General features: G+C 61.6%; 20 protein-coding genes and 1 tRNA gene. 11 read left to right on the top strand and 10 right to left on the bottom strand.

The annotated features are described in order from the left end of the window. Positions 1-176 precede the first annotated feature (176 nt). Genes YY7_RS0137970 through YY7_RS0137960 form a run of 3 tightly spaced genes read right to left on the bottom strand, consistent with a single transcriptional unit; the run spans position 177 to position 3,816 of the window. The gene (locus tag YY7_RS0137970; protein ID WP_028167745.1) at positions 177-2,342 is read right to left on the bottom strand and encodes a xanthine dehydrogenase family protein molybdopterin-binding subunit; all 2,166 of its coding nucleotides are present in this window, start codon (positions 2,340-2,342) and stop codon (positions 177-179) included. Next, entirely contained in the window at positions 2,339-3,328 is a 990-nt protein-coding gene (locus YY7_RS0137965) for an FAD binding domain-containing protein (RefSeq protein ID WP_035691962.1), read from the bottom strand. The genes YY7_RS0137970 and YY7_RS0137965 overlap by 4 nt, the downstream gene beginning before the upstream one ends. Beyond that, positions 3,325-3,816, bottom strand: coding sequence for a (2Fe-2S)-binding protein (locus YY7_RS0137960; protein WP_028167743.1), 492 nt, complete (start codon positions 3,814-3,816; stop codon positions 3,325-3,327). The genes YY7_RS0137965 and YY7_RS0137960 overlap by 4 nt, the downstream gene beginning before the upstream one ends. A gap of 129 nt (positions 3,817-3,945) precedes the next feature. Between YY7_RS0137960 and YY7_RS0137955 the strand changes: the two genes are divergently transcribed. The 6 genes from YY7_RS0137955 (at position 3,946) to YY7_RS0137925 (ending at position 11,076) form a co-directional block, all read left to right on the top strand. Then, the gene (locus YY7_RS0137955) at positions 3,946-4,722 is read left to right on the top strand and encodes a helix-turn-helix transcriptional regulator (protein ID WP_028167742.1); all 777 of its coding nucleotides are present in this window, start codon (positions 3,946-3,948) and stop codon (positions 4,720-4,722) included. 76 nt (positions 4,723-4,798) lie between these two features. Beyond that, positions 4,799-4,888, top strand: a tRNA-Ser gene (locus tag YY7_RS0137950). A gap of 370 nt (positions 4,889-5,258) precedes the next feature. Next, on the top strand, positions 5,259-6,935 hold the full coding sequence (locus YY7_RS0137945; protein WP_155255493.1) for a hypothetical protein: 1,677 nt from the start codon (positions 5,259-5,261) through the stop codon (positions 6,933-6,935). 555 nt (positions 6,936-7,490) lie between these two features. Beyond that, positions 7,491-7,661 (top strand): hypothetical protein, encoded by a 171-nt coding sequence (locus YY7_RS61030; RefSeq protein WP_155255492.1) that lies wholly within the window; start codon positions 7,491-7,493, stop codon positions 7,659-7,661. An 801-nt stretch (positions 7,662-8,462) separates the two neighbouring features. Next, positions 8,463-9,059 carry a LemA family protein gene (locus tag YY7_RS0137930; RefSeq protein WP_028167740.1) on the top strand — a complete coding sequence of 199 codons (597 nt, stop codon included), beginning with the start codon at positions 8,463-8,465 and terminating at the stop codon, positions 9,057-9,059. 67 nt (positions 9,060-9,126) lie between these two features. Then, positions 9,127-11,076 carry a M48 family metallopeptidase gene (locus tag YY7_RS0137925; RefSeq protein WP_028167739.1) on the top strand — a complete coding sequence of 650 codons (1,950 nt, stop codon included), beginning with the start codon at positions 9,127-9,129 and terminating at the stop codon, positions 11,074-11,076. A 513-nt stretch (positions 11,077-11,589) separates the two neighbouring features. Here the strand turns inward: YY7_RS0137925 and YY7_RS0137920 are convergent. After that, positions 11,590-11,985, bottom strand: a complete 396-nt coding sequence (locus tag YY7_RS0137920) for a tautomerase family protein (RefSeq protein ID WP_028167738.1) — start codon at positions 11,983-11,985, stop codon at positions 11,590-11,592. Between the two features lie 84 nt (positions 11,986-12,069). After that, positions 12,070-12,711, bottom strand: a complete 642-nt coding sequence (locus tag YY7_RS0137915; protein ID WP_028167737.1) for an isochorismatase family cysteine hydrolase — start codon at positions 12,709-12,711, stop codon at positions 12,070-12,072. Positions 12,712-12,876: 165 nt separating this feature from the next. Here YY7_RS0137915 and YY7_RS0137910 point away from each other — a divergent pair, with 165 nt between their 5' ends. Both YY7_RS0137910 and YY7_RS64555 read left to right on the top strand, forming a co-directional pair. Beyond that, positions 12,877-13,479 (top strand): TetR/AcrR family transcriptional regulator, encoded by a 603-nt coding sequence (locus YY7_RS0137910; protein ID WP_028167736.1) that lies wholly within the window; start codon positions 12,877-12,879, stop codon positions 13,477-13,479. Positions 13,480-13,890: 411 nt separating this feature from the next. Then, the gene (locus YY7_RS64555) at positions 13,891-14,025 is read left to right on the top strand and encodes a hypothetical protein (protein ID WP_283807039.1); all 135 of its coding nucleotides are present in this window, start codon (positions 13,891-13,893) and stop codon (positions 14,023-14,025) included. A gap of 188 nt (positions 14,026-14,213) precedes the next feature. On the opposite strand, the gene YY7_RS0137895 is transcribed toward YY7_RS64555, so the two are convergent. Together YY7_RS0137895 and YY7_RS0137890 are read right to left on the bottom strand one after the other, a co-directional pair. Further along, positions 14,214-15,197, bottom strand: a complete 984-nt coding sequence (locus YY7_RS0137895) for an MBL fold metallo-hydrolase (RefSeq protein ID WP_028167735.1) — start codon at positions 15,195-15,197, stop codon at positions 14,214-14,216. A 542-nt stretch (positions 15,198-15,739) separates the two neighbouring features. After that, a complete protein-coding gene (locus YY7_RS0137890; protein WP_155255491.1) occupies positions 15,740-16,030 on the bottom strand; it encodes a hypothetical protein in 291 nt (96 codons plus the stop codon). A 646-nt stretch (positions 16,031-16,676) separates the two neighbouring features. Between YY7_RS0137890 and YY7_RS61025 the strand changes: the two genes are divergently transcribed. Together YY7_RS61025 and YY7_RS64550 are read left to right on the top strand one after the other, a co-directional pair. Then, positions 16,677-16,817 (top strand): hypothetical protein, encoded by a 141-nt coding sequence (locus YY7_RS61025; RefSeq protein WP_155255490.1) that lies wholly within the window; start codon positions 16,677-16,679, stop codon positions 16,815-16,817. 29 nt (positions 16,818-16,846) lie between these two features. Then, the gene (locus YY7_RS64550) at positions 16,847-16,969 is read left to right on the top strand and encodes a hypothetical protein (protein ID WP_283807038.1); all 123 of its coding nucleotides are present in this window, start codon (positions 16,847-16,849) and stop codon (positions 16,967-16,969) included. Positions 16,970-17,064: 95 nt separating this feature from the next. Here the strand turns inward: YY7_RS64550 and YY7_RS54120 are convergent, their stop codons facing one another. Further along, positions 17,065-17,616: a hydrogenase gene (locus YY7_RS54120; RefSeq protein ID WP_210164724.1), complete on the bottom strand. Its 552-nt coding sequence runs from the start codon at positions 17,614-17,616 to the stop codon at positions 17,065-17,067. A gap of 491 nt (positions 17,617-18,107) precedes the next feature. On the opposite strand from YY7_RS54120, the gene YY7_RS0137860 reads away from it, so the two are divergent. Continuing rightward, positions 18,108-18,836 (top strand): HD domain-containing protein, encoded by a 729-nt coding sequence (locus YY7_RS0137860; protein ID WP_080664022.1) that lies wholly within the window; start codon positions 18,108-18,110, stop codon positions 18,834-18,836. 489 nt (positions 18,837-19,325) lie between these two features. Here the strand turns inward: YY7_RS0137860 and cydB are convergent, their stop codons facing one another. Together cydB and YY7_RS54115 are read right to left on the bottom strand one after the other, a co-directional pair. After that, positions 19,326-20,348, bottom strand: a complete 1,023-nt coding sequence (gene cydB / locus YY7_RS0137850) for a cytochrome d ubiquinol oxidase subunit II (protein WP_035691960.1) — start codon at positions 20,346-20,348, stop codon at positions 19,326-19,328. Further along, a complete protein-coding gene (locus YY7_RS54115; RefSeq protein ID WP_035691958.1) occupies positions 20,345-21,745 on the bottom strand; it encodes a cytochrome ubiquinol oxidase subunit I in 1,401 nt (466 codons plus the stop codon). The genes cydB and YY7_RS54115 overlap by 4 nt, the downstream gene beginning before the upstream one ends. Positions 21,746-21,835 lie beyond the last annotated feature (90 nt).

Below are 21,835 nucleotides of genomic sequence, written 5' to 3'. Positions count from 1 at the left end.
CCCGACTGGAATCGAACCGGGCTCAAACTCGAAACCTTTGCAGGAGGCAGGCGAGCGTTTACTCAGCGGCTTTCAGTCTTTCGAAGTGGAGTAATCGAAATCGGGAGTTTGACTCCACTCCGCCATCATTTTCCGACAGCGCAGAAGTTATTTGAGCGCGCAGTCACGTGCCGCGATCAGAGACAATCCTCGATCCGGATCGGCAGCTTGCGAATGCGCTTGCCGATGGCGTCGTAGACGGCGTTGGCGATCGCGGCCTGGATGCCGGCGGTCCCGAGCATGCCGATGCCTTTGACGCCGCCGGGGAGATGCGGGTCGTCCTCGTCGATCATGGCGATGTCGAATGCGGGCATGTCGGCATGAACCGGAATGAGATAGTCGGTGAAGGACTTGCCGAGGATGCTGCCGGTCGCAGCATCGGTCACGGTCTGCTCATGCAACGCCATGCCGATGCCGCCGATGAGACCGCCGATATACTGGCTCTTCGCCAGCAGCGGATTGAGGATGCGCCCGGCCGCGAAGGCGCCACAGACGCGGCGGACGCGGATTTCGCCGAGCGCGGCATCGACACCGATCTCGACGAAGATCGCACCATATCCCATGCCGGTCGCGGCAAGCTGCTGATGATCGGTCGCCGGGCTCTCGCCGTCTGCCTCCAAGCCATCAGCGGCCGCACGCGCGAGCACGTCGGTGAGCCTTTCGCCGGCGTTGCCGGAGCGGCTGCGGATCATCCCGTCGGCGAATTCGAGATCCTCCGGCGGCTTGCCGCCGAGCGACGACGTCGCGTCGGTGGTTGCGAGGCCCGCGAGGGACGCGCGCAGTTTCGCCGTTGCAGCTTCCACGGCGGGAAAGATGCTCGCCGTGACCTGCGAGCCGCCGGAGAAGGGGCCGTCCGGCAACTCGGTGTCGCCGAGCTCGACGGTGATCTTGTCCATGGGTAAGCCGAGCGCATCGGCCGCGATCTGGCCGAGCGCGGTGTAGGTGCCCGAGCCCATGTCCTGGGTGCCGCACTGGACCAGCAGCGAGCCGTCGGCGCGCAACGCGACGCGCGCGCGGCAGGCCTGGCGTATCGCCGGATAGAGCGTGGTCGCCATGCCGAAGCCGATTTTCCAGCGGCCATCTTTGGCGGCCGATCGCGCGCGGCGCTCGGCCCAGCCAAAACGCTCGGCGCCAACGCGATAGCATTCGCGAAGGCTGTTGCTGCTCCAGGGCCGGCCGTTTTCCTGGTCGTGATCGGCAAAATTGTCGAGGCGCAATTCGAGCGGATCGACCCCGAGCAATTCTGCGGCCTCGTCCATCGCCGACTCCAGCGCAAAGGTGCCGGGAGCCGTTCCCGGCGCACGCATCGGAACCGGCTGCGGCTCGTTGGTGCGCACGAGGCTGTGACGCGTGGTGACGTTGGGGCAGGCGTAGAGGAAGCGCGTGTAGACCGCGGTCGAGTCGGAAAATTCCGCATGTGTCGAGGTCTGGGCTACGACATCATGCTCGATCGCCGTCAGCCGTCCATCGACGAAGCCGAGCGCGAGGTCTTGCGCCGTCTCCTGCCGCCGCCCGACCAGGGTGAACATCTGCGCGCGGCTAAGCTCGAGCCGCACCGGACGGTTCGTCTTTCGCGACGCCAGCATCGCCCAGAACATCCACGGCCACCACAGCTGTCCCTTGCAGCCGAAGCCGCCGCCGAGATAGCGCGACAGCACGCGGATGTCGACGGGCGGCATCTCAAACGCATGCGCAATGATCGCGCGCGTGGCGAAGATCGCCTGGGTGCAGGTGTGGACGACGGCCTTGTTGCCCTCCCACCAGCAGACGACCGCATGGGGCTCCATCGGATGATGGTTGTTGACGGTAGTGGTGTAGCGGCGCCGCACCACGAGCCCGGCTTCGCTCAACGCCTTCGCAGAATCGCCGCGGCGGGTCGCGGCCGGGAAACGCCCGACCATCGCCGGCTCATAGGCCTGGTCCAGCGCCTGGTCCATTTGCGTCAACGCGGTGCGCGCTGCGATCGAGGCTTGTGTCGCCTTCGCCGCTTCGCGGGCCTCCGATAGCGTAGTGGCGGCGACGAGCGCGACGGGCTGGCCGTGAAAATGGATGGCCTTCTCCCGGATCAGGGCGGTTGCCGCCGACGGCTTCAGCGAAGCCGCATCTTCGTGGCTGACGAGGGTGGCAAATCCCGGCAGCGCAGCGGCACGCGATGCATCGAGCGACTGCAATTCGCCGCAGGCGATGGGCGACTCCACGAGGGCCGCGTGCAGCAGGCCCTCGGGCATCATCTCGCCTTCATAGCGGGCCTGGCCGGTGACCTTGAGGGTGCCTTCATAGCGCGCGATGGTTCGGTTCTTCACGAATGGCCTCCGGCCGTTTGCAGGGCGCGAATGACGGCGTTGCGCAGCAAGGGGATCTTGAATGCGTTGCCTTCGAGCGGGCGCGCGCCTTCGATTGCGAGCGCGCCGGCCTCGGCAAAGGCGTGCTCCGTCGGTGCGCGACCGATCAGCGCCGCCTCGCTTTTCTCAAGTCGCCAGGGCAGTGGTGCAACACCGCCAGCCGCGAGCCGCGCCTCGGCGATGACGCTATCCTCGATGCGCAGCGCCGCCGCGACGGAGACGACGGCAAATTCGAACGAGGCGCGATCGCGGATCTTCAGATAGGTCGCGTGGTTTGAGAAACGCGCCGCATTGAGCATGCGGATCGCCGTGATCATCTCCCCGGGGCGCAGAGATGAATCGGGTGCGGTGGTCTCGCCCGGCAGCGGGTAAAGCTCGGACAGTGCGAGTTCGCGTTCGCCGCTATCACTGCTCACCACGATCCTGGCGTCAAGCGCGGCCAGCGCCACCGCGAGGTCGGACGGATGCGTGGCGACGCAGCCGGGCGAGCCACCGAACAGCACGGCATGGCGGTTCTCGCCATGTCGGGTGCCGCATCCGGACCCGGGATCGCGCTTGTTGCAGGCCAGTCCCGCGTCGCGAAAATAGGGACAACGTGTCCGCTGCAGCAGATTGCCGCCCATGGTTGCGACATTGCGCACCTGTCCGCTGGCGCTCGCAAGGATCGCATCGCATACAAGAGGATAGTGCGCTTTCACCTCTGCATGGGCGGCGATGTCACTCAGCCGCGCCATCGCGCCGATGCTGAGCGTGTCGCCGGCACGGATAATGGTCGCAAGCGGGAGGTGCGAGATGTCGATCACGTCCTGCGGCGCGGTCAGCGACGCTTTCCAGAGCGGTAGCAGATCGGTGCCGCCGGCGAGATAGGCGGCACCTGCCCTCTCGCCGCGCGCGAGCGCATCGGTGAGTTCGGCCGCGCGAATATAATTGAAGGAAGCGCTGCTCATAGCCCGCCGACCTCCGCGATCGCAGCGACGATGTTGGCATGGGCGCCGCAGCGGCAGAGATTGCCGCTCATGCCTTCGCGGATGTCGTCGATCGAGCGTGGCCCCTCCGCCAGCAAGGCGATCGCGGACAGAATCTGGCCCGGCGTGCAGTAGCCGCACTGGAGCGCATCGTGCCGGATGAACGCATCCTGCAGCGGATGCAGGCGATCGGCCGTGCCGATCCCCTCTATCGTCGTCACGTCGGCGTCGCCAAAGGATGCTGCCAGCGCCAGGCAGGATGCGATCCGACGGCCCGCGACCAGCACCGTGCAGGCGCCGCAGCCGCCCATGTCACAGCCCTTCTTGGTGCCGGTGAGCCCGAGCTCGTCGCGGATCACGTCCAGCAGGGTCGCGGTCGGCGCGATCTCGCGCTCGTATCGCGTGCCGTTGATCTTTATGGACAGCGCGATGCTCTGTTTCGGAATGTTGGCGTTCGGTGATTGCGTCATGTGGTGTACATCGCCGTGGCACTGGAATGTTCGGCTGCGATTATGGCAGGCTAGGGCGAAGCTGGAAGGCATGGTATTATCCTAGGATTGGCACGTCCCCCCTTTGGGCGTTGTTCGAAAGGTGCTGCAGTGATCGAGAAGAGCCGCAGTGAGCTCGGGGATTTCCTCCGCTCGCGTCGTGAGAAATTGCGGCCGCGGGATGTGGGGCTTGCCGACGGACGGCGGCGGCGAACCGCCGGTCTGCGGCGCGAGGAAGTGGCCGAACTCGCCGGCATTGGCGTCGATTGGTATGTGCGCCTGGAGCAGGGCCGCTCCGTCAATCCGTCGATCACGACGATCAATGCGCTGGCCCGTGCGCTCAGGCTCAGCAAGGTCGAGCACCTTCACCTCAAGGCCCTGACGCGCTCCGGCGAGCGACAGGGTTTCCAGCAGGAGACGGTGCCGGCGTCATTGCAGCGGATGATCGACGCCATGAAACAGCCGGCCTATGTGACCGGGCGCAGATGGGATCTGCTCGGCTGGAACAAGGCGGCGAACGACATTTTCGCCTTCGATCAGCTCGCGAGCGAGGACCGCAACGTGCTCGTCTCCATGTTGACGCGGCCCTCGGCGCGGAAGCTGTTCGGGGCGGCCTGGGCCGATGAAGCCAAGCGCGTCGTCGCGCAGTTCCGAGCGGTGCATGATCTATGGGCCGACGATCCCGCGTTTCATGAGCTGTTGCTCAAGCTCAGGAAAAGCTGCCCGGAATTTTCGGTCTGGTGGAAAACCCACGACATCCGCGGCACAGCCGCCGGCATCAAGCGGCTGCATCATCCGAAGAAGGGCGTCGTGTCCTTCGAACATGCGAGCTTCCAGGCCAATGACGACCCGTCGTTGCGGGTCGTGATCTACACGCCGGTGAAGTAGGGGGCGGCGGGGTTCTACTGACAGTCGCCAAATTGCGGCCCCGACCACGAGGGCCTAGGCCCCCGATTTGGCGCCTGGAGAGGTGGCAGAGTGGTTGAATGCACCGCACTGGAAATGCGGCATAGGTGCAAGCCTATCGGGCGTTTGAATCCCTCCCTCTCCGCCAGTTAATTCGCCCATCCGCTACTTTTTGGACCTGCAAAAAGCCTCGGAAAACAACGTCTCCGGCCTGCCCGAGTGTGCAAGTGTCGAAGCGTGTATCCCGCAATGTAGTCCGCAAAGTAGTCCGACAGAAAAGTGCATCCGAGCGCCCCGCGCGCCGGCCCAGAGAACCGGGGCGGGCACCAACCTATCTGGTGCGTCGGCTTTCCACGTATTTCTTCCAGATCCGGCCCCCCTCAAACCTTGCAGCCAGTCTGCCGTCATGCGCTCCTATTCGGGTGCGACTTGGGGTGCTTCCGCATCGCGAGGCGCAGCGGCGGGCCTCTTGGCTAGGCGCGCTGGCGCAAACCGGCTTCAGCCAGTGGAGATGCGGGGTGAATATTCACACCGGGGAAGAGATACCGTGCAGCGATGTCGGGTTTCCGAAGGGCAATAGCCCTGAGGAGTTCCTCGCGAACATGCTCGCCTTCCTCGAAACCGCAGCGGCCAAGATTGCCAATCCTCCTCCCTGGCCGGATTTTTCGCCTGACGTGCTGCGCGATATCGCCTCGATCCAAGAGGCGGTGCTGATCGAAAAGGAGGTCAGCAAAGGTGGAACGGGAAATCCGACGGTCGTGGGCCGTGCCGATCTGTTGCGCCAAGACGTCTGGAATCGCTGGCGAGCCGGTGCGGGCCTGGCGCCTGGTGGTGAGCCGTTGTCGGACGTGCTCGGCAAGCTCACCGAGGTCGCCGATCGGCAACTTGCAATTCTGGAACGGACCTCGGCGGCGCCGACTGGTCGCTCTGCCATCTCGCACGCCCTCAGGCCGGCGAAGCCGCCGCGTCAATCACCTGAACAGCCGCCGGCAGACGTTCCGCCCACCGTCGACACATCGTCCGCGCCGAAATTCGGCGAGCTGGAAGATGAATATTTCGGGCTTCGAAGGGCTGGGGGAGCATCTGAGAGCGCCATCAGCACTGGCAGGATGCGTGCGGCGGCCTTCAAGGCACTTGTCGGAGATCGCCCAATCGATTGCTATTTGCCAATTGACCTCCAGAATTTCGTCAACGAGCTTCAGTATGTCCCGCTTGAGCTTTCGCGTGAGGGCGAAAATACCGAAGAGCTGCGACAGATGGGGATCCATGCGGCGATCGCAAAGAATAAGGCCGAAAGCTGCTACGAGCCGCTCGCACTGAAAACCATCCAAGATGGATACGTGCAGACGGTTCGAGCTATCATTAACAATGCGGTAGGATTGCATCGCCTTCGTAACCCGTTCGAAGGCTATAGGGTGCGATGGCCGGACAACGCCAAACCCTCAGTAAAGCGCGAGGCGCTCGACTACGAAAAGGTCGACAAGGTCTTCAGACTGGGTGTCGACAGCGGCTATTTGGACGACGCGATGTTGGGGCCCCTGTGCCTTCTCTCCTCGCGTCGGATCGGAATCCTTCCCTTTATCCGAGGCAGCGATTTTGACCGCAAACACGGAGTCGATATCGTTCGCGTGAATGGCATTGTCTACGACAAAGAAAAAGGCATGTACAAGCGGATCGGATACAAGACCGAGGGAAGCCTCCGCTTCTTCGTCCTACACGACTTTTTCCGCCGTATTGGCTTTGTTGATTGGGCGACCGAGCAGGGCGATAACTTTATCTTCCGCTTGCTCGCATCCACGTCCGATCCCGGTGACGTCGCATCCAAGCGTGTGAACCGACTCCTCAAAAAGGCCGGCGCCATCGGCATGAACATCGAGGTGGCCCATTTCCTGACGCGGAATAGGCTTACTCAAGAAGCGGCCGCAGCCTTGCTAGGCAGAGGCAGAAGGCAAATTGCGACCTATGCCAAGCGAGGCCCAATCCCTCGCGTGATCGCGCTCGCTTGCTACGGGTTTGAATCTCTGAGCGCGATCGGTTCTTGCAAGGCTCGGGCAGCGATATCAACGCACAACCACCCACAGTTTATACCAGCCGGGCTCCAGAGCAGAGCGAACAATCTCGCGGCGCCGCCGGCAGTGCAGCGCAACGTCAACGCGTTTCGTCGTGAGACTAAATCTTCTCTTTCCGGCCGATGACGGGAAGCACGGGTCATTGCGCTGCTAGTTTTGTGCGCCGTGACGCAAGCTAGTCCTTCGCTGTCATTCGCCGCGGCAGCCGTCGACGCTCTATTTGACAGCCGTCCCGCGCGTGTGTTGGCGCGTTCAGCGCGCGCCCAGCTCCTTTCGCGTCGCATGCGTGCAGCCAATCCCAGAAGCTCGGCAGCTATTTGGTTGGCTTCGGCGTGCGGCCTCTCGCGCTGGAGCAGCACGTCAATGTCGTCGATCGCGACCAGAGTTTTTGGGCCTTCGGGCGGCGGCAACGCCGGGGAGCCGCCGACTATCTGAACGGACTGTCATCCAACCTTCCTACCGAAGGCTAGAGAGCGAAGGAATAAGCCGTGCCAAGCATGTGGCAGACGTGGCGGGCGCTTGCTGGCTCTTGGATGAGATTGCTCTCGCCCAGGGCTATGTTCGGAATCAATTTAGGTTTGGAGACTGGTCGTAAAAGATTCCGCCGCTACGCGGACTTCGCGAGGGCGGCAAAGACCGCATGGCCTGCGATGGTTTGTTCCGGCCCGCTCCGAGACGGCCGTGCTGTTGTGGCTGTTTCTCCTCGGCACCGGCTGGAATCCTTCGACCGCCTGCGGCATCGACGTGCTCGATCCGGACGGCTGGTGGCAGCCGCATCCGCAAAGCGATCTTTTCGCGATCATTCATGCCTGGAAGGACTGCGCCAACGCCATCAGTTCTCCATCTCGATGACCCGGCCGGAATGGCATCCCTTCCGCGTGTTGCAATACGTCATCGAGAAGACGGCACCGCTTCGCAAGCAAGTGCTGGCCGAACTTGCGGACGCGAGGCGCCGCGCGGCCGCCAACCCGAAACTCAGCCTCCGTAAACCGATCGGCTCGACCGCCTCTCGCGGACGCCCTGGCTGTTCGCTGCGCGCGGCCAGATCGGTACGGTCTCCGGCTTCATCGGCGATCGATGACGAGTCCGCTCTACCTCCGACTCCGGATGTATTGCGGCGTCGCAGCGAACTGACGCGATGGGCCATTAGCAGCCATGGGCATCTCTCAGATTGATCGCCTTCGCGCTAAGTCACGGCATTGCGCCCGGCCGCCTCGCGAAACCATTTCGCGCTGAGCATCGGCGGCGCTTCTGCGTTTTGAAGTCCACCTGCACCATGCCGAAGCATCGCCGTAACCGGTGATCCACTCGAAATTGTCCATCGCTCCACATGAAGTTGTCTTTCAGCGGAATGCCTTCGGCGACGATGCGAGAACTCACGCATCAGAACGGCCCGCCGCCGGGCGGCGCCTCGGCCGGTCCTCCGGCCAAGCTGGCCTCCCATCCTTGGAAAGTAGCCCCTCCACGGGGAATTGCATGCGGAGCGGGAAGGACCACAGAAGCGTCGGTGGCAGGCGATAATTGTGGTACCGTCCGAACTCGACCGTTCGCGGGATATGCCAAGTTTCTCGGCAGGGTTCCATAAGACAAGTCTAGCGCCGGTCGTTGCGCGATCGACCAGACCAACAGTCCTCTCGTCGGAGGTCAGGGCTCATGAGTCCCGCTACCATCACCCTGCTCGCGCTCCTGGGCGTCGTGCTGCTGCTCGCACTCTGGCTCATGGCCATCTACAACGGACTGGTGGTCGCCGGGAACCGCTTCAAGAACGCCTTCGCCCAGATCGACGTGCAGCTCAAACGCCGCTACGAGCTGATTCCGAACCTGGTCGAAGCCGTCAAGGGCTACATGGCCCACGAGAGGGAGACGCTCGACGCCGTCATCAAGGCCCGCAATAGCGCGATGGCGGCCGAGCAGAAAGTGGCCGCCAACCCCAGCGACCCGGCGGCCATCAGAGAGCTTAACCAGGCCGAGGCCCGGCTGGGCGGCATCCTGGGCCGGCTCTTTGCCCTGTCCGAGGCGTACCCGGATCTCAAGGCCAACCAGAACATGCTCGCCCTGCAGGAGGAGCTGAGCTCGACCGAGAACAAGATCGCCTTTGCCCGGCAAGCGTTCAACGACGCCGCCGCCACCTACAACATCCGGCGCGAGGTCTTCCCGGCCAACACGATGGCCGGCATGTTCGGCTTCGAGGAGGCGGCGCTGCTCGAAACTCCAGAGGCCGAGCGCGCAGCGCCCAAGGTGTCGTTCTAACCCGAAACAACCACCGCTCCAGGCGTCCCATGCTTCCGTTTCCATGCTCCCAAAGCCGCCTCTGACCATGGCCACCAATTTCTTTCAGCAGCAGGATTCGGCCCGACGCCAGACCTTCCGGCTGGTGGTCTATTTCGTCCTGGCGATCCTGATTCTGATCGCCCTGGTGTACGGGCTGTTGCTGGCGCTCAGCATGTCTGGCGCCCCAGAGCCGGTGTCCTGGTGGCAGCCGGATCTGCTCCTGCTCGCGGCGCCGGGGGTGGGCCTTGTGGTCGGCGGTGCCAGCGCGTTCAAAGTGGCCCAGCTCGCTTCCGGTGGCCAGGCCGTCGCCCTGATGCTGGGCGGTGAGGAGGTGCCCGGCACGACCACCGACCTGCGCGAGAAGCGGCTTCTCAACGTCGTCGAGGAGATGGCGCTGGCCGCGGGCGTGCCGGTGCCCCCCGTCTATGTTCTCAAGGAGCCCGGCATCAACGCCTTCGCGGCCGGCTACGCGCCGGGCGATGCCGTGGTCGCCGTCTCCCAGGGCTGCCTCAACTATTTAACCCGCGACGAGCTGCAGGGCGTGGTGGCCCACGAGTTCAGCCACATTCTCAATGGCGACATGCGGCTCAACATCCGGCTGATCGGCCTGATCTTCGGGATCATGGCGTTGTCTATCATGGGCCGCATGCTCATGTTCGCGTCCGGCGGCCGCTCTTCGGGAAGGAATGATTCCCGTGCCGGCCTCGTGCTGCTGGGCCTGGGCGTGTTTGTGCTGGGCCTGGTGGGAGCGTTCTTCGGTCGGCTGATCATGGCGGCGGTGTCCCGGCAGCGCGAGTACCTGGCCGACGCCAGCGCCGTCCAGTTCACGCGCAACCCCGACGGCATTGGCGGGGCGCTCAAGAAGATCGGCGGGCTGGCGGAGGGGTCGCGCATCGACAACCCCCAGGCCGCCGAGGCCGCTCACATGTTTTTCGCCAACGCTTTCTCCGGCGGGACGCTCGCTGGACTGCTGGCCACCCACCCGCCCCTCGTCGAGCGCATCCGCCGGCTCGATCCCCAGTTCGACAGCCAATTCCCGGAGGTGCGGCCGGTCAGTGTCGATCAGGAAGAGCTCGAAGGCGCCCGCCGCGGCCGTGTCCCGCCATTCGCCGGCATGCCGAGGTTACCGGGGCTGCCGCAGGTGCCGTTGCCGGTCTTTGGGTTCGCCGACGAAGCCGCGTCCCGGGTCGGCCAAGTCGATCCGGAAGAAATCAGCTGCGCCAAGGCGCTGCACGACAGCATGCCGGACGTGCTCCGGGTCGCCGCCCAGGAGCCGTTCAGTGCTCGCGCCCTAGTCTACGCCCTTCTCCTGGACCCGCGGGCGGATCTGCGGGACCTCCAGCTGACCCGGCTGAAGGCCGGCGCTGAGCCGCACGACTTCGCCGAAACATTGCGGCTGGTCGCCGCTGTCAAGGCCCTGCCGGACACGCACCGGCTGCCCCTTCTGGACCTGACCATGCCAGCCCTGCGACAGATGTCGCCCGGCCAGCACCGGGCTTTCCGCGCCGAGGTCGAGGGGCTCATGATCGCTGACCAGCGGCTGAGCCTGTTCGAGTACACCCTCCGCTGTGTGCTGCATCGCCATCTCGACGCCCAGTTCCTGCCGCCGCGTCAGACGCGTCCAGTGCACAGCTCGCCGCAAAAACTGGCGCACCCGGTGGCGACGGTGTTGGCGTTATTGGCCTGGGAAGGCCAGTCGGACCCCGACCAGGCCGCCCGGGCTTTCGATATGGGCATGCGCAGCTACATTGGCGGCGACCACACCCACCGCTTGCCGCCCCGGGAGAAATGCTCTCTCGCTGAGTTCGACGCGGCGCTGCAAACGCTCAATCAATCCGTCCCCGCCATCAAGCGCCGGATCGTCGTCGCCTGCACGTCCTGCATCCTGGCGAACAAGCAGATCATCGTCCGCGAAGCGGAGCTGCTCCGCGCCATATGCGACACGCTCGACTGCCCGCTACCGCCGCTCGTCGTGGGGGAAGTGCAAGGACGATGAACGACAAGGCGCATCCTCGCCGTAGCCTGAGATGTCGAGCGCAACTGCGTGATATTGGTTGCTGCACATCTCGTAAGCCGCACCATTGTTTTTTCCGGATCATCCCAACGAGCAATGTCGAGCCACAATGCGCGCTTCTGAATCACTATCTTCCCCGGACTGCAGGGTTCAACAGTGGCGCGATCGCTCTCTCCATGCCCTTCCATGGGTTTCGCGCGACTGAATAGAGGCGTGACGCGAGAGTGACAAGAGCACTTTCGACCGCAAGATAGAAGCGGGCGCCGTGCGCTCGCTGATCGGGGATGCAAGCGGAGTGCTTGGTCCGGTTCGGGTCAACAGCGCCATTTGGCTGATGGGTCGATCACTTCCGCTCTACCCGATAAAGCGGACCATTTCGAAGCCAAGCCGAACTTCCCTCTTGGGCCATTTTCGGACTCATGCACTGCAGCACACTGTCGAGCTATTCGATCATTTCGTTTCTGCACGGCCGGACATGACGGGGCGCGGAGCCCCTCAGGTCGAGATATGCGCTCGCTGCGCGAGCCCTTGGCCGAAGGAGATATTCTCGCCGGGCATCTCATAGATCAGAACGACGAGGTCGTCCGCCCTCACGCCGGCCTTCTCCACGACGAGCCGGTTCAGCGCGGCGAGCAACGCCAGGCGCTTCTCCTTCGGGCGACCGGAGATAAAGGTCAGCTCGAGGAGGACGAAGCGATCGCTGTACGTACAGCCGACGAAAGCCGGCGTGTGGACGAACTGTCCTTTCGGAAGAACGTGCGTGATGCGGAAGTAGTCCTCCGGCGGGACCGAGAGCACTTCCTCCAGTGCTGCCTGTACGGCCGTCCCGATTGCGGCGAGCTCGCTATCCTTGAACGCACCTTCGTGCACATGAATCTTGGCTACGGGCATCTCAAAAACCTCCTTCGGTTGGCAGCGGCTCCACGTACCGATAGTGGACCGCAGTCTCGATATCAGCAGTCACGTCGCTTCCTCTCACGCCGCGGCCGCCGCCGGGGAAGCCTTGATCGCCGCGATCAGTTCGGCGGTCGTCACGATCTCATGGGCATAGGTCGGCGCGTCGATGTTGACCGCCGCATGCATCGCCTCGGGCGAGCGGGCAGCGGTGGCATCGCGCACGTAGGTGACGTGATAACCAAGCTCCATGCCGATGCGGGCGGTGGCCTCCAGGCAGGTATTGGCGAGCAGACCCACGCAGATGATCTTTTCCTTGCCGTGCCGCTTCAGCAGTTGATCGAGGTCGGTATTGGGGAAGCCGCTCGAAGCCCAATGCTCCGTGCAGCAGAGATCGCCCGGCCGGAGCTTGAAATCATCGTGGAATTCGCCGCCCCACTGACCGCGGGCGAAGATCATGTTCTTCGCCGCCTGCAACTGATAGGGCGACGGATACTTCCAGTCCTTGTAGGTGTCGGGCTCCATGCGGTGATGCGGTACATGGATGATCTTGATCCCGGCCTCCCGCGCGGCGACGACGATCGCACGGAGATTGTCGAGCAGGTTCACCTGCTCGGCGACGTCCTTGACCGAAGGCCAAAGCTTGCCGTCTGGATGGAGGAAATCGTTGTAGAAATCGATGCAGAGAAGCGCCGTGATCTTGGGGTCGTAGGTGGTCGCCATGTCGAGTTCCTTCGCGAAAACGTGGCTTTGGAGACTTTCAAAAAAATAGATAATATATATAATCTATTCTAGCCAGTCACGATTGCTTGCGGGACGGCGGTTTCTTACGACCGAGGCCGGCGTAAAGTCGCGGATCTCGATCGAGTTCGGAAAGGAACAACGGACATGGGTCGCTCATCGCAGGAGCAGGCGCAGAAGAATCGGCAGAAGATCCTGAAGTGCGCGTCCCGCCTCTTCCGCGAGTTCGGTGTGGACAGCGTTTCGGTGGCCGAGGTCATGAACGCCGCTGACATGACGGTTGGCGGCTTCTACAAGCACTTCAAGTCCAAGGACGCCCTCGTCGAGCAAGTCTTCTCCCTGACCTTCGAGCAGTCATCCGCCGCCTGGCGGCAGGTCTGCGAACGCAAGTACGACGATCCGGGCGTCCGGTCAGCCGCCATCGTCGACTACTATCTGACGAAGAAAGGGGCCGATCAGGCTTGTCCGATGATCGCCTTCGCTCCTCACGTGACGGCCGAGGCCGCCGACGAGTCCTCGCGCGAGTCCTACAGGGACGGGACGGAGGCTCTGTACGCACAGTTTCTCGATCACTTGGCGAAGTCGCGCGGTACGAACGGCGCGTCGTCCGATCAGGAAGCCAAGGTTCTGTTCGCGGCCATGATCGGAGCGCGGCTTCTCTCTCAATCGGTGGGCGACACGGAATGGATCCGTTCGCTGAAGAGCGCCGTGAAGGCAGAGGCCGCCCAAGACGCAGCCTCGCTGGACTGATGGAACAAGCAGAACCTTCCTGATCCTGCAGGCGATACCGATGCGAAAATGCTATCCTCTACATCGAGGTACTCCGGACATCTATGATTTCGCCTGATTGCAGTGGCAACTTGCCACGTCGCCTTTGGGTCAAAAGCGCCGATTGGAAGGTCGACCAGTCACTTCCGATCTACCCCGATAAGCAGACGATTTCCGATCCCGCGCGGACTTCGCATTCGGGCCATGAACGGACAGCACGCTCGCAAAGGAAAAACGAAAAGGCCGCCAAAGAGCGGCCTCGTTTCAATTTATGTAAGTCTCTCGGAAAATCAGCTAGCGTTACGGCGGCGGCGGACGAGCCAATAAGCGCCATAGCCTAGTCCGATCACAAGTGCGGGAATCCCGGCGCCTAGAAGCGGGCAGGAGCACCGTGTGGCGGCCTTCGCCAAGAAGGCGCCCGCCGAGGATTGGGCACTCATGCGTTCGTTCAATGAGGAAAGCCGCTTCACCGTGCATACCGCGGCGGAGATATTGTTTGCATTTCAGGACGGCGAGCAGGTCAGGTGAGCGCCCATAATCGCCATCTTGTGCCGATGCCGGCGCACAAGCCGCGTAGCGGGAAACCGCGGAAGCTGTCCTCGCTACGGACGCCACCGGCAATGCCAGCAGCGGCGGCGGCGTTGCCGTCGCGGGTGCCGTCGCTGATGGTGCGACCGGCCAACGCGGGGCCTTCGAACCTACGACAGGATTTGCCATCAGACGCCCTCGTAGACCAGCCTGGTGAACAAGGCCGGCGTAATGAGGAACCGGCCCCATTTCGCGTCGAACTGCTCGGTTGGCTTGGCTGCGATGGTCTCATCGAGCGAGCGGCCCGACCGCTTGAGCGTTGTGACCTTCTCCCTGATGGCGACGAGCATATCGCGATAGCCGATCAACTCGTCCTTGTTGCTCACGGCGCTGGCTTGGCCCGGCATGTTGTGGCCGGGAATGACGATGGTCTCGCCGCTGGTGGCGGCGATGTTCTGCTCGGTCGCCCGGATCATCCCGTCGATGTTGCCACCGGTCGAATAGTCGATGAACGGATAGAAGCCGTTCCAGTAAGTGTCTCCGCAATGGAGGATATCAGCCTCAGCGAAGCGAACCGAGATGTCGCTGTCCGTATGCGCGGGGCTATAGTGCTTCAGATCGAGGGTGGAGCGATTGAGGCTGAGGCGTTTTTCCGAAGCGAACACCTCGGTCGGCACCGCGGCCAAGGGCGGCGAAGGAAAATTGTAGTCCCAGTCCTCGACCCTCTGGGCAGTCAGCAAATGCTTATGCGTGTTCTCGTGAGCCAGAATGGCAGCGCCTTCTTCGTTTAGCCACTGATTGCCGTCCGTGTGATCGAAGTGCCAGTGGGTGTTGATCAGGTGTTTGATCGGATCGCGGCTAAGGCTGTTGACCGCCTCCAGAATCCGCGGCCGTGTCGGGGTAATGCCGGCATCGACGAACAGCTTGCCGTCTTCGCCGGTGAGGACCGCGATATTGCCTCCGGAGCCTTCGAGGACCGTCACGTTGCCACGCAGCTTGTGGACCTGGAGGGGCATCGTTGCGGCGGCGTCGCGGATCGTATCGACGATGTTGCGTGACTCGGCGTAGGCCTCGTCAGGCTTCAACCAGCCACGGTTGGTTGCGAAAGCGGCGGCGGCTACGGCACAGCATGTGCAGAAGCCGCGTCGTGACAGCGAGGTATGCAAGGACATCGGAGACTCCTTTGATAGATCGGATGGGCTTCCAAGGTGGCGGAATTGCATCGGCGTAGTTGGAACGAAGCTCGCCAATCACAAGACCAAAAATTCAGAATCCAGCATCCAATGCGTTGGATGACCGTGCGAATTTCGATTGAGGAGTTGTAGGGATTGTCTTCGATAGTGCGGGGTTCGGTTGAGAAGTTGTAGGGATTGTCTTCGACAGCTCGCGGCCCGCGCGCTACCGCACACTCGTCGAACGTGCTGAAGTTTCCGCTGCCTCGCCGGAGTCGGCTTCGGGTCATTCGCGTCGTTCTGACCATGCGCCGGTCACTTCCGGTCTACCCCTGAAAGCAGACAATTTCAGAGCCGGTCGGTATGGCTCAAGGAGCAAATTGCGACACCCCTATGCAGCGCCACGACGTCCGGTTGGCCCCCTAATCGCGGAAGTTGACGGCGCTTGCACTGATCCGCCACGTGTGATCTCCACATTTTATTCCGCCTTGAACCTGCCCGCGTTCTCAGCCCGCTTCCGGCACCGCCGACGCCGAGTACGCTCAAGCGCCGGCCACTTCGCTGGCAAGGACCGACGCGATCGCCTCGTCCATCTGAGCCGCCGTCATGTCGCGACGCATGCGAAGAATGATGCCGAGCGACCAAAGCAGAGTGACGTGCTCGCTCAGCATATCGGTCGCCTGCTGTTTGCAGAATGTGAAAAACGCGGCGATAGCCTCCTGCGACTTGCAGATAAGCGCGGCCAATTCCATCGCCTGTCGGCGATCATCTGCGGCAAAAGACGCATCGCCAAGCAGCAATTGCTCTGCTGCTTCACCGCCCATCAACTGCACGACTGAGTCGAACACGCTCGCGTAGACATCGGCCTTGCAGTCGCGACTTCGCCGGCCTTCGGCATCAACGGCGAAAGGATTGCGCGAACGTCGGAGGCATCGAGGCAACCGGTGCCGGTCGCGCCATTGTTCACGAAAGCCTCACTGCGCGTGCCGCGACAGATGACCTCGAAACCATCGCGAGGCGTGATCGAAATGAGCGAGATGCTGTCGGTCCCGGTCACTCGATCGATGACGAAATGTGCCGAGTTCGTGAGCACACGGACCCGGTAAACGGCATCGCCGGAAACAGTGCGCCCGTCGTGTCCCGTAGCCCCGTCAGGTACAACTGTTCGGCTCCTAGCTTGACCGGGAGGTAGTTTGCCCAGAAGAAAGGAGTGATGGCGCGTTGATAGGTGTAGACGGCGTCAGCGGTCTCGAAAGACCATCCTACGGCCAAGCGTGAGGAAATGCGGGGAACGCGCGACGGCAGCCCCCACGACATTTGGCATCGCGCAATCCTGGCTATGTCTTCTGCGGGTTGGCACGCAAGGCGCTGGGCGATCTGGCGCATATCGAATACGGAAGCCGAGATCTTCATGAATAGGAGGATAGATTTTGTGCCATCGCGGCTGCGCTGACCGGCGCGTTGCATTGGAGGCGGCGCATGAAAATCATCGTTGACGAAGCTGGCGAGATCATCGCCAAGGCGACGGATGTCCACACGGCGGCCACCATCGCCTCGCGGTGGCGGCCAGCCTCGGAAAAAACTGTTCCGGCGGGACACCGGCGAACCCGTGAAGCTTGATCTCTTCTTCAAGCACTACGGAAGTTCTCTTGGACATACAGCCCGAGCGGCTCGCCGAGGTGTCGCTGTTCGGGTACATCGTGGTGGTCGCCGTCTTCACCGACGGCACGCGCGTGGTGCGGTTGAAGCCGGTGCCGGGCGTCCCGCGCTGAGCCGTTTCGAACTGCGGAACTTTGGGGAGCAACACATAGTTTGGTCGGCGTTGGTACCTTGATCGCGCTGGTGGAGGATCCATCCTGTGTCTCCTTCAGCGATTGTGTGACAGATCACTCGCGCGGTCTCCGGCCAGAGCCGCGCGGGGGCCGTCTTTTTGACCATTGCCTGCTGACTCATAGTTTCTTCGCGCTTGAGTAACGCCTGGAACATCGAGATTCGACTGCAACGAAGTGGGCCAGAGGCCCCAAAGCAGGAGCAGCGAGCAGGCGATGATCATCACGGCGACACTGAGGAATCCGGCTGCGACAGGACTTTCTTGCCAGGGTTGTCCACTATGGCCTGCCGAGGCGACTGGAGTGTCGGCCGCGGTACCGAAAACCGCGGCCAGCGTTGTGAACAGCCAGTTCATGTAGCCGGCGTAAAGCGCAGCCCAGTATGCCGTGGTCTTTGCCCATGGCGGCAGTCTCACTGCACTCCAGATCGCACCCAACGCGATCAGGAAAGTGCCGTTCATCAAGCCTTCCAGGTGCGCCGAGAGCCCCATGCGCACATTGGTAAACTGTTGCTCGGCGAGGCCCGTAAGCAGACCAAGAAGAAACAGCCACATGCCATGCCACATCAGGTGTCGATTCCTGCTTTCCATGCCGATCCTCCTCTCGGATGTTCCCGTGGCTGTCATCTAATCGTCGACATCAGGCGCGCATGTCTAAATTGCACGGAAAATGGCAGGTAAAAAGCGTGCGGCTTTTGGAACCGCTCATCACTCGCCCTGACGGGCCGCCCCACTTGGTCGAGACGGAAGTTCAGAGGCTCATCGGGCGGCCTGCAAACTGCGTCGGGGGGTAATTTCGTTGAGGCTCGTATACGGCCTGTTGCGGCTATAGTGGTTCTTGAAAAAAGTCAGCGTGACTCACGTAAGATCGAAATAAAAATTGCGGCACACCTTCCATTTCGAGTTTTAGCGGTAGGTTATCTCTAGGCTGCCCCATGAACGAGAGCGCGCCGAGATTGCCATGTGCGAATAATGGGCGGCGATCGTGCTATCGGTGCGTCCACCGAGCTGACATTCCTTTATCGCCGGCGCTAAGAGTGGGTGGGGTTGTTCCAATCGAAGGATACCTCAGGGAGAGAGCGATGATCCAATTGAAGCCTCAAAACTCAATCGACGAGTCGTCAACATTTCGTCGTCCCAAGACCATTCTTCCGGTACCAACTCCTTCGCCCAAGTTTCAGTCTGTGGAGCCCGGAGTTCCGGACACCCAAATGACCCGTGAGGCGACCGGCATACTGCGGGAATTCAGCACGCCAGTGTTGATCAACCACTCCCATCGCGTGTTCTTCTGGGCAAACGAGATGGGGCGCCAAATGGGACAGAAATTCGACGCGGAGCTTGTGTTCATCTGCGCTGCCTTCCACGATTTGGGTTTGCTTAAGAAGTTCAGTAGTGCCACTGACCGTTTCGAAGTCGATGGTGCAAACGCGGTGCGTCAGTTTCTCGAAAGTCATGGCGTGCCCACCGCCCGTATTCAGACGGCTTGGGATGCGATCGCGCTTCACACCACGCCCGGCATCGCCGCGTACAAGCCCTTGGAAGTGGAACTACTATACAACGGCGTGGCCCTGGATTCGCTTGGTATTGGGTACGAAACCTTTCCTGAAGACGTTCGCAAAAGCGTGGTGAGCCAGTTTCCGCGAGCCAATTTCAAGCAGGAAATCGCGGAAGCGTTCTTTCATGGCTTCGAACACAAGCCCGAAACGACTGTGTATACCTGCAACGAAGACATCTGCTCGCATTTCATCCGCAATTACAGGCACAGCAACTTCTACGATCACATCCAGAATTCGCCGTTCCAGAACTCTTAGTATCCATCCTAAATGTTGGTCGGCGTTCAATGCTTGTCGCCGGTGTGAGAAGCGTTGTTGCGAGCCTCACGATGTCTCCGCCGCTGACTTAGAGCTATTTTGGCGGATTGCATGCTGATGCTCCGCTCGGTCGCCTTCTGGATCCGGCCGGTAGTCACCACCCTTGATCCGTTCCAGTTGTTCACGGGCCTGTAAGACACCTCTGCCAACCGCCTCGATGACAAGGCTGCGGCTCTCACGCGTCAGAATCCAGCCACGGGCGTTCAATTACCTGTCGATACGCTTGGCGTTTCGAACGGTGCGCGCATCGTCCTTCTTTGAGAAAGCAATAGTCAGGGAGGCTGGTCAAAAAAATGCCTGATCCATGAGAATGGCTCCTCGCCCTTCTCGCATCTTGTTCGGATCATCACCTGGCTCCGCGACCATCGTGCGCGGCGCCAACTGAAGCTCCCGACTGTTTGCGGGGCTGGCCATCGCGGGCGCAACACGTCAGTGGTATCCGATGTCAGCCCGCACTTTGCCGCGAAATACCCAATAGGACCAACTGGTGTACATCAGGATCACCGGCAGGAGCACGAGCGTTCCGATCAGCAGGAAAACTTGAGTCCGGTCGGAAGATGCACTCTCCCACAACGTGAAGTGATACGGCACGATCATTGGGTAAAGGCTGATGGCAATCCCGATATATGAAAGGACGAAAAGGCCGATCCCACCTACGAATGGCAGCACTTCGGAACGGCTGCCGAGCGCGTGCCAGGTGAGCAGCGTGGCAGCGATAGTGGCAATCGGAACCGGCGCCAGAAAAATGATGTTCGGAAACGTGAACCAACGAGCGGCGATCGCCGGGTTCATGAGTGGCGTCCAAATGCTGACGATGCCGATGCCCGCCAAAACGCCGATCAGACAGACACGACCCTGATGACGGGCGGCGTCCTGTAGCTCTCCTTGGGTCTTGAGGATCAGCCAGCCCGCCCCGAGAAGCGCATATCCGAACAACAGGGCGATTCCGGTCAGAACCGAGAATGGTGTCAGGAAATCAAACGAGCTACCGGAGAACACCCGCCCGCTGACTCGAAATCCCTGGATGAAGTTGCCGAGAACCACGCCCTGCGCGAAGGTTGCAATGCCCGATCCGTAGCTGAACCCGTGGTCCCAAAAGGTCTTGCGCTCAGCGTCCCGGAAGCGGAACTCGAACGCCACCCCTCGAAAAATCAATGCCAGCAGCATCACGAGAATTGGAAAATAAACCGCGGGAAGGATGATGGCGAACGCGAGCGGGAAGGCCGCGAGCAAGCCAAGGCCGCCGAGCACGAGCCAGGTTTCATTTCCGTCCCAAATCGGCGCAATCGAATTCATGATCGTATTGCGAGAGGCTGTGTCCGGCGCCAAGCCAAAAAGAATGCCGACGCCGAGATCGAAGCCGTCAAGGAGCACGTAGAAGAACACGGCGAGGCCGAGGATCAGCGTCCAGATCGGCACGAAATCCATAACCTGAATCACGCCCTGACTCATGGTACGTTCTCCTCGGAAATCACCGGCGCGGCCAATACCGGCGCCTGTGGACGTCCGGCCTCGATTTCCGCGTCTCGTTCCGCGGTGGGCGTCGGGCCGAGGCGGACAAGGCGGATCATGAGAAACAATCCGGCTGGATACATAACGAGATAGACGGCCATATAGGCGAGCAGCGAGATCAGCACGTCACGGCCCGTCAACGACGGCGAGACTGACTCCGCGGTTCGCAACAGGCCATAGACGGTCCAGGGCTGGCGTCCGACTTCGGTGGTCACCCAGCCGGCGATAACCGCAATGAACCCGATGGGCATCGCGAGTTGGCACAGCCGCAGAAAAAGCGGAGTGTCGTTGAGCCGCCCACGCCAGCGCAGCCATCCGCCGAGCAGCACGATACCAAGCATCAGCATGCCGCATCCAACCATGATCCGGAAAGAAAAGAAGGGAATTGCGACGGGCGGCCGTTGATCAGCGGGAAAGTCCTTAAGGCCCTTGACTTCGCCGTCGAGCCTGTGAGTGAGGATCAAGCTGCCCAGCAAGGGCACCTCGATCGCAGCATAGTTGCTTTCGGTCTTGTCGTCGGGAATGGCGAACAGCGCCAGGGGGATGCGGCGGCCGGTCTCCCAGTGTGCCTCGATGGCCGCAAGTTTTGCAGGTTGGTGCTCCAGCGTATTAAGGCCATGCTGGTCGCCGAGAAAGATCTGCAGAGGCACCAGCGCGGTCAGGAGCCACAGCGTCATCGACAGCATGGTGCGGCCTTCTTCTGCAAATTGTTCCCGCCTCATCAGATAAGCGCCAACGCCGAGGACGACGAAACCGGTGGTGATGTAGAAAGCCACAACCGTATGAGCCAGCCGGTACGGGAATGAAGAACTGAAGACGACTTCCATCCAGTTTGTCGGAAAGATACGGCCGTCGATGATTTCGTAACCGGCCGGCGTCTGCATCCAGCTATTAGCCGACAGAATCCAGAAAGACGAGAACAGCGTGCCCAGCGCCACCATCAGCGCCGCAAAAAAGTGCGCCCAGCGCGGCACCAGCTTTCGTCCAAACAGGAGGACGCCAAGAAATGCAGCTTCGAGGAAAAACGCCGTCAGACCTTCATAGGCGAACAGCGGCGCGAGAACGTTTGCGGTAGCGTCCGAGTAGCGGCTCCAGTTGGTGCCGAACTGAAACGGCATAACGACGCCGGTCACAACACCCATGCCAAACGCGATCGAGAAAATCTTGATCCAGAACATGGAGACGCGAAGATAAACGTCGCGCCGGGTCGTGAGATAAAATCCTTCAAGGACGGTAATGAACGCAGAGGCACCGACGGTGAATGCGGGGAGCAGAATGTGCCAGCCAATCACCCAGGCAAATTGCAATCGCGACAGAACAACCGGATCTAAGTCCATCGTCGTTACCTCCCGCAGCAATCGCTGTGCCCGAAAAGCTTCCCATCCGCTCTTAATATTTCCGTATCGGCTTCAATCCTTACCTAAACG

It is taken from the genome of Bradyrhizobium elkanii WSM2783, assembly GCF_000472865.1.
GTDB classification, from domain to species: domain Bacteria; phylum Pseudomonadota; class Alphaproteobacteria; order Rhizobiales; family Xanthobacteraceae; genus Bradyrhizobium; species Bradyrhizobium elkanii_A.
This window is presented reverse-complemented; position numbering and strand designations above follow the sequence as displayed.